This is a genomic window from Streptomyces sp. ERV7, assembly GCF_001653515.1.
GTDB lineage: Bacteria > Actinomycetota > Actinomycetes > Streptomycetales > Streptomycetaceae > Streptomyces.
The window spans coordinates 1-9,725 of sequence record NZ_LYOY01000100.1 but is presented as its reverse complement, the minus strand read 5'-3'; the positions used below and the strand labels follow the sequence as shown (position 1 = coordinate 9,725).

At 70.7% G+C, this 9,725-nt stretch carries 12 protein-coding genes, 1 tRNA gene and 1 pseudogene; 7 read left to right on the top strand and 7 right to left on the bottom strand.

Translation table 11 applies throughout. The features are described from left to right. Positions 1–60: 60 nt before the first annotated feature. The 3 genes from A8W25_RS30995 to A8W25_RS30985 form a co-directional block, all read right to left on the bottom strand. Positions 61–390, bottom strand: a complete 330-nt coding sequence (locus A8W25_RS30995) for a hypothetical protein (protein WP_067167814.1) — start codon at positions 388–390, stop codon at positions 61–63. 229 nt (positions 391–619) lie between these two features. After that, positions 620–1,420 carry a SigB/SigF/SigG family RNA polymerase sigma factor gene (locus tag A8W25_RS30990; RefSeq protein WP_067167812.1) on the bottom strand — a complete coding sequence of 267 codons (801 nt, stop codon included), beginning with the start codon at positions 1,418–1,420 and terminating at the stop codon, positions 620–622. Positions 1,421–1,661: 241 nt separating this feature from the next. Next, positions 1,662–2,513 (bottom strand): LysR family transcriptional regulator, encoded by an 852-nt coding sequence (locus A8W25_RS30985; protein WP_067167810.1) that lies wholly within the window; start codon positions 2,511–2,513, stop codon positions 1,662–1,664. An 80-nt stretch (positions 2,514–2,593) separates the two neighbouring features. Between A8W25_RS30985 and A8W25_RS30980 the strand changes: the two genes are divergently transcribed. Beyond that, positions 2,594–3,112 (top strand): cupin domain-containing protein, encoded by a 519-nt coding sequence (locus A8W25_RS30980; RefSeq protein WP_067167808.1) that lies wholly within the window; start codon positions 2,594–2,596, stop codon positions 3,110–3,112. On the opposite strand, the pseudogene A8W25_RS35885 reads toward A8W25_RS30980, so the two are convergent. After that, positions 3,099–3,174, bottom strand: a pseudogene (locus tag A8W25_RS35885) (metallophosphoesterase); the annotation flags it as partial. The gene A8W25_RS30980 and the pseudogene A8W25_RS35885 sit on opposite strands and share 14 nt — an antisense overlap. Positions 3,175–3,336: 162 nt before the next feature. Here A8W25_RS35885 and A8W25_RS30975 point away from each other — a divergent pair. Together A8W25_RS30975 and A8W25_RS30970 are read left to right on the top strand one after the other, a co-directional pair. Next, positions 3,337–3,663, top strand: coding sequence for a plasmid stabilization protein (locus tag A8W25_RS30975; RefSeq protein WP_067167806.1), 327 nt, complete (start codon positions 3,337–3,339; stop codon positions 3,661–3,663). 241 nt (positions 3,664–3,904) lie between these two features. Further along, positions 3,905–4,999: a carboxylate-amine ligase gene (locus A8W25_RS30970; RefSeq protein ID WP_067167804.1), complete on the top strand. Its 1,095-nt coding sequence runs from the start codon at positions 3,905–3,907 to the stop codon at positions 4,997–4,999. 41 nt (positions 5,000–5,040) lie between these two features. On the opposite strand, the gene A8W25_RS30965 is transcribed toward A8W25_RS30970, so the two are convergent. Both A8W25_RS30965 and A8W25_RS30960 read right to left on the bottom strand, forming a co-directional pair. Further along, on the bottom strand, positions 5,041–5,421 hold the full coding sequence (locus A8W25_RS30965; protein ID WP_067167802.1) for a hypothetical protein: 381 nt from the start codon (positions 5,419–5,421) through the stop codon (positions 5,041–5,043). An 85-nt stretch (positions 5,422–5,506) separates the two neighbouring features. Then, positions 5,507–5,866 (bottom strand): hypothetical protein, encoded by a 360-nt coding sequence (locus A8W25_RS30960; RefSeq protein WP_067167800.1) that lies wholly within the window; start codon positions 5,864–5,866, stop codon positions 5,507–5,509. A gap of 685 nt (positions 5,867–6,551) precedes the next feature. On the opposite strand from A8W25_RS30960, the gene A8W25_RS30955 reads away from it, so the two are divergent. From A8W25_RS30955 to cpt, 3 genes are read left to right on the top strand one after another with little or no spacing between them, the layout of a single operon-like run. Further along, a complete protein-coding gene (locus A8W25_RS30955; protein WP_067167798.1) occupies positions 6,552–6,938 on the top strand; it encodes a VOC family protein in 387 nt (128 codons plus the stop codon). 56 nt (positions 6,939–6,994) lie between these two features. Beyond that, a complete protein-coding gene (locus A8W25_RS30950) occupies positions 6,995–8,227 on the top strand; it encodes a glycosyltransferase (RefSeq protein WP_067167796.1) in 1,233 nt (410 codons plus the stop codon). Beyond that, a complete protein-coding gene (cpt, locus tag A8W25_RS30945) occupies positions 8,212–8,745 on the top strand; it encodes a chloramphenicol phosphotransferase CPT (protein ID WP_067167794.1) in 534 nt (177 codons plus the stop codon). Before A8W25_RS30950 ends, cpt begins: the two co-directional genes overlap by 16 nt. A 32-nt stretch (positions 8,746–8,777) precedes the next feature. Here cpt and A8W25_RS30940 read toward each other — a convergent pair whose 3' ends face one another. Continuing rightward, complete coding sequence (locus A8W25_RS30940) at positions 8,778–9,422, bottom strand: LysE family translocator (protein WP_067167792.1); 645 nt, start codon at positions 9,420–9,422, stop codon at positions 8,778–8,780. Between the two features lie 161 nt (positions 9,423–9,583). Here A8W25_RS30940 and A8W25_RS30935 point away from each other — a divergent pair. Then, positions 9,584–9,658 (top strand) — tRNA-Trp (locus A8W25_RS30935). Positions 9,659–9,725 lie beyond the last annotated feature (67 nt).

Sequence of the window (9,725 nt, the reverse complement as noted above, 5' to 3'; positions counted from 1 at the left end):
CCGCGCACCTGCGCCGCCACCCCACAGCCCACCCCTGAGGACGCCTGCTTGAGCGGGGCGTCAGGGGCGTGTGCAGATGGCGAACGCGCTGACCTTGAGCGAATCGGTGGAGTGGGTGTTCCTGCCGCTCCAGTACCAGGTCGACCCGATCGCGAAGGACCTGGACACGGCGAAATAGACGGTGGTGCTGTAGCCACCTCCACCGGTGGGCACTTCACCCTCCGGGCACTGGGCGCTGACCGTCTTCTCCTGGCCCGCGCTGGCGTACTCCTCCGGGCCGTTGACCTGGTGGTACGGGGCGGCGAAGGCCGTCGTGGTGCTCGTGACGAGGGCGAGGAGGGCGGCGGAGACCGTGAGAAGGGCACGGCGAACCGGGGACCAGCGCTTCATGGGGCGTCCTTCGGGTAGTTCGGAAACCTGACCGATCACCGGTCACAGTGCCGGAACCCGGGAGGCAACCTCTGCACGACTTCGGCAACCCCCGTCGACGTCACCTGAACCAGCGACACCACTAGAGCCGTTGCATCAGTTGGGGTCTCGCGAGGGGCCCGCGCCTCGATCGCGGCCGCCTACTAGAGCTGCCGAAGGCTACGGACAGCCGCTGCGGTTCGAGCCGTCCTTACGCGGCCTCTTCCGTCGCGGGGCACATGGCCTCCTCGCGCAGGTGCTCGCAGCACTGGCGGAGCAGACGGCAGACGTGCATCTGGGAGATGCCGAGTTCGCGGCCGATGTTCTTCTGCGTCATGCCCTGGAAGTAGCGCAGGTAGAGGATCTTCCGTTCGCGGGCGGGCAGCGCGTGCAGTCCCGGTTTGGCGGACTCGCGGTCGATGAGGGTGTCGAGCGCCGGGTCGTCGGCGCCGATGGCGTCGGCCAGGGTGCAGGGGCTCTCGCTCCCGCTCTGCTCCGCGTCGAGGGACAGCGCGCGGAAGCTCTGCAGGGCTTCCAGACCGGCCCGGACGTCGGCCTCGCTCAGCCCGGTGTACCCGGCGACCTCGGGAACGCTCGGCTCGCCGCCTCCCGCGTCCTGCAGCTCACGGCGGGCCTCGCGGACCCGGTTGCGGAGCTCCTGGACGCGACGCGGCACGTGGACGGTCCACATGTGGTCGCGGAAGTGACGCTTGATCTCGCCGGTGATGGTGGGCATGGCGTACGCGATGAAGGCCGTGCCATGGGCGGGGTCGAACCCGTCGACCGCCTTGAGCAGCCCGACGGCGGCTATCTGGCGCAGGTCCTCGACCGCTTCGCCCCGGTCGCGGTAGCGCCCGGCGAGCCGTTCCGAGAGCGGCAGCCACGCCCGGACCAGCTCCTCGCGCAAGGCCGTCCGTTCAGCTCCGTCCGGCAGCGCGGCGAGCCGCACGAAGGCTTCGTCGGTGCGCGGAGTGTCGTCATACGTACGGTGGTTGTCACGGAGAGTGGTCATGACTTCCGCTCCTCGGGAACGAAGGGCCACCTTCTGGGGGGAACGGGCCGCGGGGTCCGGAAACCGAGTCCCCTCGTCACCGTTCCGGGGGAGCGTATGACCGCTGGGGTGGGCTCTATGCATGCCAGGAGGCCGGAATCGGAACAATTCACTGCGTACGCGGCCGGTCACCCGCACAGCGGGTAAGGGGAATCGACGCGCCGGTGACCGGATCCACGCCCGCTTCGGACAGCCCGTGCGCTCAGGCGCGACAGGTGGCGGTCGCGATCTCCACGAACGAGCGGATCAACGGACTCATCGCGCTCTCGTTCCACGCCACGACCAGGGAACTCGGTGGCATGTCGGTCAGGGGTACCACGGTGAGCCCCTCGGCGGGCTCGTGGTCCAGGACGGTGATACCGACCGTGCCGTTCCACAGGACGGCCTGTCGGCACTCCTGGACGGCGCGCACCACCGGGCCCTGGCGCGACTCCCCGCCGTGCCAGTACGACTGCCAGACGGGGTCGGTGCCCTGCGGGAACACGAACCAGCGGCGGTCGGCCAGGTCGGCGAGTGCCAGCCGGTCGCGGCGGGCCAGCGGATCGTCGGTGCGCAGCAGCGCTCCCACCGGATCGGCACGCAGTTCGCGCACCCGCAGGCCGGTCTCGTTGAACGGCCTGCGGGTCAGGGCGATGTCGACCAGGCCGGCGTGCAACCCGCAGGTGGGATCGGTCAGGTCGGTCTCGCGGATGCGGACCTCGACGCGCGGGTGGCGCCGGCGGTAGGCGTCGGCCAGCCGGATGGTGCTCGGATCGGCGCTGTCACCGAGGATGCCGACGGTGAGGGTCGCGGCGCCGGCCGCGGCGGCCACCCGTACGCGTATCCGGTCGGCCCGCTCCAGCAGTTCACGTGCCTCGTCGAGCAGTACCGCCCCCACCGCGGTGAGCGTGACACCGGCGGACGACCGGTCGAACAGCACGGCGCCGAGCTCGGTCTCCAGCTGCTTGATCGCCCGGCTCAGTGGCGGCTGGCTCATGTGCAGCCGGGCGGCGGCCCGGCCGAAGTGGAGTTCCTCGGCGACCGCCACGAAGTAGCGCAGCGTACGCAGTTCCATGCCGCAACGATACTCGTACGGTATCGAGTTCACGGAACAGGTCTTGGACGGTCTCCTCGCTCCGGCGGTGGAATCGCAGCATGACCGACGAAGCGAAAGCCGGCCCGCCTGCCGCCCACCCCGCCGTCTCGGTGGTCGCTCCCGGCGACGGTGAGACGATCCTCCTGGGCACCACACGACTGCGCGTCCTGGAGGACGGCAGCAACACCGGGCACCGCCTCGGGCTCGCCGAGTCCGTCCTGGCGCCGCACACCCCCGGCCCGCCGCAACACCGTCACGCCCAGCACGACGAGGGTTTCTACGTCATCTCGGGGACGGTGCGTTTCACGGTCGGGGAGACGGACTACGACGCGGCGGCGGGCACACTCGTGATGGTCCCGCCCGGAGCCCCGCACACGTTCGCCAACACGACCGACCAACCGGCCGTCATGCTCAGCACGTTCACCCCCGACCTGTACGTGCAGTACTTCCGGGACCTGCGGGACATGATCGCCGCCGGCCAGGCGCTGACCCCGCAGGCGACCCTCCGCACGATGAGCCGTTACGCCACCGAGCCCGCCGACGGCGACGCGGCGGACCCCGGTCCGGGCAGGCCGTAGACGTGGAAGGCCCGGCCGATCACGGGCTGGGCCACATTGCGTACCCGCACTCCTCTGCACGTGTTCCGTGGCGTGGAAACACGCGTCCCGTGTCACCGGCACCAGGCGGGGCACCCGACCGGAGCAGGCGCCGCGTTCTCACCGGTCGGCCCGGCGCCGATTGCGGGGTGCCCCTCGGAAGCGGAGGGTGAACACACAGCCGACCAAACAGCCATGGAGTCGTCATGCCTCGTGGATCCAGCCCCAAGCGGGAACGCCAGTACGAGCACATCAAGGAGAGCGCCGAGGACCGCGGCGAGAGCACCAAGCGCGCCAAGGAGATCGCGGCCAGGACCGTCAACAAGGAGCGTGCCCGCTCCGGTGAGTCCAAGACCGCCAGTAAGAGCTCCACGCAGGACATGTCGTCCTCCAAGCGCGGCGGCCAGCGCTCCCACAGCGGCTCCCAGGGGCCGACGTACGACCAGCTCTACGCCGAGGCCCAGCGCCGCAACATCCACGGCCGCTCCGACATGAACAAGGCCCAGCTCAAGCGCGCACTCGGCGGAAGCTGAGCAGGGAGCTCCGGGCCCGGGCCCGGGGTGAGACCCCGGCGTCCCACCCCGCCGAGCCGACACCTACGGCCGACTGCTGACTGCCGACTGCCGCGCACCCGTGGTGCGCACAAGGAGTCGTCACGGCTCCGTCGTCCCCGGCCTCCACCGACGCGGCACCCGGGCCCGCCTGCGCTGCCCGCTCCGTGCCGAGCAGGGGTGAATACGGTTCACACAGCCCGAGGGGGGTACCCGCAGGCACATGATCACGTTTGGGGTCGAAGAAGAGTATCTCCTGGTGCATCCCACCACAGGACTCCCCGTGGCCCGATCCGAAGGCGTGCGTGCCGCCGCCGGGCTGGGCCCCGCGGTCGACGAGCGGGAAGTCCAGCCCGAACTGCTCCAGGCGCAGGTGGAGGTCGCGACGCCGGTCTGTCTGGCGCTGGAGGAGCTCGGCGGCCATCTGCTGCGTCTGCGGCACGCCCTCGGGGCCGCCGCCGAGGGTCTCGGCTGCCGTCTGGCTGCCGTCGGCGCCGCCCCGGCCGTGGGAGCGGCCCCCGTGCCCGTCACCGACCGCCCCCGCTATCAGGCCATGCACACGAACGCGGGGCAGTTGGTCGACGAGCAGTTGATCAACGGCATGCATGTGCACGTCGGTGTGCCGGACCGCGAGGTAGGCGTCGCCGTACTCAACCGTATCCGCGTCTGGCTGCCCACACTCCTCGCGATGTCGGTCAACTCACCGCTGTGGGACGGCCGTACCACCGGATTCGCCAGCTGGCGCACCCTGGTCTTCAGCCGCTGGCCCGTCAGCGGCCCACCGCCGCGCTTCGCCGACCTCGACGACTACGAGAGCCGCGCGCAGGCGCTCAACGCGGCCGGCGCGGTCATGGACAAAGGCCAGCTGTACTGGCACGCCCGACTCTCCGAGCACTATCCCACGGTCGAAATACGCTGCTTCGACGTGCAGTTGCGGGCGGACGACGCGGTGCTGCTCGCCGGAATCGTACGGGCCCTGGTGGCCACCGCGATCCGCGAGCAGAAGGACGGGGTACCGATACCGGAGTGCCCGGGCGAGCTCCTCCAGGCCGCCACGTGGCGCGCCGCCCGGGACGGCCTGACCGGCAAGCTGGTCGCCCCCGACGGGCAACTGCGCGGCTGCGGCGATGTGTTGTACCTGCTCACCCGGCACATCGGCCCCGCCCTGGAAGCGGCGGGCGACACCCGGGGAGTGAACGCCCTGCTCCACCGGCTCCTGCGCGAGGGGACCGGAGCGGACCGGCAGCTGAGGGCCTTCGCCGAGGGCGGACTCCCCGCGGTGCGCGAACTGATCACGAGCCAGAGCCTGCTGGCCTGACGGCCTGAACGCTTCTCGCAAGTGGGAGCACCGCGGCGGGGTCACCCGCTGCGCAGATGGAGTTGCACATCCACTTCCTGGTCGCCCGAGGCCGTACCGTCGTCCGTCACCTCGAAGGCCCGCGCAAGAGTGTCGCGGAGGCTCGCGACGGCCCCTGGGCCACCCTGCATATTGACGACGACGGTCTCCTCCAAGGCCACCGGCTCCACCTCACCGGTGAGGTGGGAAGTGTCGACCATCGCGGTCCACACGGTCGGATGCGCGGAGATGTCGCGCGTTGAAGGGGCGGTGACTCCCCGCTCGGAGGAGAACCACCGGTTCAGGCTCACGAGTACCGCTTCCGCGTCACCGGGCGAGCAGCCGCCGAGCACCACATGCACACACTGCGCCGACGGCGCTTCGGGACCGAGGGTGGGTGCCATGATCCGTCCCTCCTTGCTCGTTCGCCCCCGGCATCCCGCGAGTACCCGTACGACATGGATGAAACCGCAGATGATGCGCCGGCCGTCAGCCGACCTCCCCCTCCCAGTCCTCGGGCAGGAGGGGCGCGGGGATGAGCGCGGCGAAGGCGATCTGCGCCGTGACCTGGAACACCAGGGGTTCGCCCGTACCGCACGCGATGAGCGGCCACACCCCCGGGGCCAGCGCCATCCCCAGCAGCACGCGGAACCGGGCCACGTCCATACGGCGGTGCACCGACACCGCGCACACCGAGATGAGCAGGGTCGGAACGCCGATGATCAGCAGCATGCCCGCCCCCAGTGCCATGATCTCCGGGAACGACTCGTCCTCCCACGGGACCGTCCACGAGATGGCGAGCCACGCCGCGCCGTGAATGAGCAGATACGTCAGCACGCACCGCCCCATGCGTCCGAGTACACGCCCCACCCTGCGATCGGCCACCTCGTTGACTGACACCCAGCACCCCCGCGACGCCACACTTGAACGCGTTCATATTTGAACGCGTTCAATCTAGCGTGCCAGTGGCCTCGCCGGAAGAGCCGCCGCGGGTCCAGGTGTCCGGCAGCGGTGCGGCTGAAATGCAGCTCGCCCGCGAGCAGCAGACAGACCTCGATGTCTCGCTGTTCCCCGACCGCCCCCGACCACCCCCGATCGATAACCCCCTGGTTATCGCCCCGATAACGGATTCTGTCTTGATCCGCCGTCGGCCCTCGCGGGAGGCTTCGCCCTGAAGGAGCACGAGGCCGAGTGGCTGGTTCTCGATGCCGCGTGCGCCTTGCCCAGTTTCTCCAGTCTCCTCAGTGACCGGCACAACGGCTGACGCCGTCGGCTCACCTCACCAACCGGCCGCCGCCGTGGCGCGCCGTCGACCCGGAACGGATCGCATGAGCAGTTTCGTGGCCGGATGGGTCTGCCGGTTCTGGTGGGTTCCCGGCCAGGCTCCCCCTTCCTCGCCCCCGGCCGGGTTGCCCCTCGCCTGGGTGTCGGTCGACCCGAAGATCGGCGTCGGGTCAACTCGCAGTACCTTTGCCTGCTCAACGCCTGATCCGCGAGGTGCCGGCGTCCTCCGTACACCTGACCAGGAGCCGTCATGAACATCACCACCTCCACCGTCTCCCTCACCGTCGCCGACGTGGATGCCTCCCGCGACTTCTTCACCACCTACCTCGGCTACCAAGTGGCCATGGCCGACGACGGCTTCGCCTCCCTGACCCGCGACGACGACGCCGTGGACATCGTCCTGCTGCGCCGGGGCACCGAGGTGCTCCCGGCCGAGCAGCGCGACCAGCAGGCGTCCGGGCTGATCCTGGCCTTCACGGTCAGCGACCTCGCGGCGCAGGAAGCACGGCTGCGAGGCGAGGGTGCCCCCATCACGATGCCCCTGCGCGAAGAGCCCTGGGGCGAGCGGCTGTTCCAGCTGACCGACCCCAACGGCGTCGTCATCCAGCTCGTCGAGTGGGCCGCCCAGGCCCAGTGACGCACACCGCCGGTCTTCACCACCAGCAGGGCCCGTCCAACCCCAAGGAGCACGAAATGCGTGTGTTGTTGTCGGCCTACGATTCGCGTGGGGGCGTCGAACCGTTGGTGGCACTCGCGGTCCGGTTGCGGGAACTGGGCGCGGAGGTACGGGTGTGCGCGCCGCCCGACGAGGAGTTCGCGAAGCGGCTGGCCGGGGTCGGCGTGGAGATGGTGCCGACCGGCCAGTCGGTGCGCCTGCTCGTGACCGGGAAGACGCCGCCGTCGCCAGGTGGAGTGCCCCGGCGCGCGGCCGAGTTGGTCGCCGCGTTCTACGACAGCGTCAGCGCGGCGGCCGAGGGGTGTGACGTCCTGGTGGCGACCGGCCTCGTACCGGCCGTGGCAGGTGTGAAAGCGGTGTCCGAGACGCTCGGCATCCCTTATGTGTACGCGAGTTACCAGCCGGTCAGCCTGCCCTCGCCGCACCACCCGCCGATGCCACGGCCCGGCCGGCCGCTCCCCCCTGATGTGACCGACAACCGTGTGCTGTGGGACAGGGATGTCCAGGACGTGCAGGAGGTGTTCGGCGAGGCGGTCAACACCCACAGGGCGTCGATCGGCCTGCCGCCGTCGGAGAACCTCCGCGACCTCGTCTTCACCGACCGGCCGTGGCTGGCCACGGACCCGGTCCTGGCCCCGTGGCCACAGCCGGCGGACCTCGACGTGGTGCAGACCGGCGCGTGGGTCCTGCCGGACGAACGCCCGCTTCCCGCCGAGCTGGTGGCGTTCCTGGACGCGGGCACACCACCGGTGTACGTGGGCTTCGGCAGCATTCCCGTACGCGATCCGCAGGACGTGGCCCGGGTGGTCATCGACGCGATCCGTGCGCAGGGCCGCCGCGCGGTCGTCTCCCGCGGCTGGGCCGACCTGGGCCTGGTCGACGAGGGGGACGACTGCTTCGCCGTCGGCGAGGTCAACCACCAGGCGCTGTTCGCCCGGGCGGCCGCCGTCGTCCACCACGGCGGCGCGGGCACCACGACGACGGCCACCTGGGCGGGCGCGCCGCAGGTGGTGGTGCCCCAGGGCGGGGACCAGCCGTATTTCGCCGGCCGGGTGGCCGAGCTGGGGATCGGCGCGGCACACGACGGTGCGACGCCGACCACCGAGTCCCTGTCAGCGGCGCTCAGGACGGCCCTGACCGCCGAGACCCGCGCACGAGCGACCGCCGTGGCCCGCGCCTTCCGCACGGACGGGGCGACCGTGGCCGCGCATCTGCTCCTGGATACTGTGGCGCGATGGCGACTCGGATGATCATTCTCAACGGTGGTTCCAGCTCGGGGAAGTCCGGGATCGTACGGTGTCTGCAGGACGTACTGCCGGATCCGTGGCTGACGTTCGGGTGTGACTCGTTCGTCGACGCCCTGCCCGCGAAGATGCAGGCGTCGGACGACGGGATCGCGTTCGCCGAGGACGGCGGGGTGAGTGTGGGGGCGGACTTCCTGGCGCTGGAGGCGGCGTGGCGGGAGGGTGTCGTGGCGATGGTCCACGCGGGTGCCCGGGTGATCATCGACGACGTCTTCCTCGGCGGGGCCGACTCCCAGCGGCGGTGGCGGAAGGCTCTGGACGGACTGCCCGCGCTGTGGGTCGGCGTCAGGTGTGAGGCCGCGGTCGCCTCGGGCCGCGAGCTCGTACGAGGAGATCGCGTCCACGGCATGGCCGCGTCGCAGGCGACCGTGGTGCACGAGGGGGTGTCCTACGACCTGGAGGTGGACACGACGCACACCGAGTCCCTGGTGTGTGCGCGCACCATCGCCACGCACGTCGGCTGATCGCCGGATCCCCTCCCGGCCGGCCGGTCCGGCTAGTCGGCGCGGCCCGTCGCCGCCACCGTCACGCCCAGGCCGATCATCGCGATGCCGCCCGCTCCGCCGACCATCGACAGGCGGCGGTCCGAGCGGGCGAACCAGGAGCGGGCCGCTGCGGCACCCAGGCCCCAGAGGGTGTCCGTGATCATGCCGATGGCGACGGGGACCAGCCCCAGCACCATCATCTGGAGGGGGACGCGGCCCGCCGAGTGGTTCACGAACTGGGGCAGCACCGCCGCGAAGAAGACCAGGCCCTTCGGGTTGGTGACGCCCACGAGAATGCCGTCCAGGACCGTGCGCAGATCGCTGCGCGGCTCATCCGTCGGGGCCGCCATGGTGGCCGCGCGCATCTCCTTGCGGTGCCGGAACGCCTGCACCCCGAGGTAGCCGAGATACACCGCTCCCGCCAGCTTCACGCCCACGAACACCGTCGCCGAACTCTCCACCAGCGCGCCGAGGCCCCAGGCCACGGCGATCACCAGGAGGTACGAGCCGAGCAGGTTGCCGAGGACCGTCGCGAGCGCCACGCGACGGCCGTGGGCGAGGGCCCGGCCGATCACGAAGAGCACGCTCGGCCCCGGAATCACGATCACCAACAGCGACATCGCCGCGAACGCGAGAATGCTCCCCGTGGACACCATGTATCCGCCACCTCCTGTGCTTGTCTCCCCGGAGGCCATACAAACAGAGAGCGAACCGTGCGCTCTAGAGGCATCCATCCACCGGTATCGCCGGGCACGGAGAGGAACTGTGTCGGCACGCGGCACACGGTCGGGGGCACCGATACGATGCGGGGGCAGGCGGAGCCGTAGCGCAGAGGTCGACGCGCGCGGTCTCCAAAACCGCGAGGACGCCGGTTCGTATCCGGCCGGCTCCGTCTGCGCAGTTCCTTCAGCCGGATTCTCCCCCGCCCTGCCCTCGTCCCCGCAGCAGCGCCCTCACCC

Bases quoted from the DNA above. Each gene is read 5' to 3' on its own strand.
- A8W25_RS30965 (WP_067167802.1), bottom strand. From the start codon at position 5,421: ATGGCACCCACCCTCGGTCCCGAAGCGCCGTCGGCGCAGTGTGTGCAT.
- A8W25_RS30940 (WP_067167792.1), bottom strand. From the start codon at position 9,422: ATGGTGTCCACGGGGAGCATTCTCGCGTTCGCGGCGATGTCGCTGTTG.
- A8W25_RS30950 (WP_067167796.1), top strand. From the start codon at position 6,995: ATGCGTGTGTTGTTGTCGGCCTACGATTCGCGTGGGGGCGTCGAACCG.
- A8W25_RS30985 (WP_067167810.1), bottom strand. From the start codon at position 2,513: ATGGAACTGCGTACGCTGCGCTACTTCGTGGCGGTCGCCGAGGAACTC.
- A8W25_RS30955 (WP_067167798.1), top strand. From the start codon at position 6,552: ATGAACATCACCACCTCCACCGTCTCCCTCACCGTCGCCGACGTGGAT.
- A8W25_RS30960 (WP_067167800.1), bottom strand. From the start codon at position 5,866: ATGGGGCGGTGCGTGCTGACGTATCTGCTCATTCACGGCGCGGCGTGG.
- cpt (WP_067167794.1), top strand. From the start codon at position 8,212: ATGGCGACTCGGATGATCATTCTCAACGGTGGTTCCAGCTCGGGGAAG.
- A8W25_RS30975 (WP_067167806.1), top strand. From the start codon at position 3,337: ATGCCTCGTGGATCCAGCCCCAAGCGGGAACGCCAGTACGAGCACATC.
- A8W25_RS30995 (WP_067167814.1), bottom strand. From the start codon at position 390: ATGAAGCGCTGGTCCCCGGTTCGCCGTGCCCTTCTCACGGTCTCCGCC.
- A8W25_RS30980 (WP_067167808.1), top strand. From the start codon at position 2,594: ATGACCGACGAAGCGAAAGCCGGCCCGCCTGCCGCCCACCCCGCCGTC.
- A8W25_RS30990 (WP_067167812.1), bottom strand. From the start codon at position 1,420: ATGACCACTCTCCGTGACAACCACCGTACGTATGACGACACTCCGCGC.
- A8W25_RS30970 (WP_067167804.1), top strand. From the start codon at position 3,905: ATGATCACGTTTGGGGTCGAAGAAGAGTATCTCCTGGTGCATCCCACC.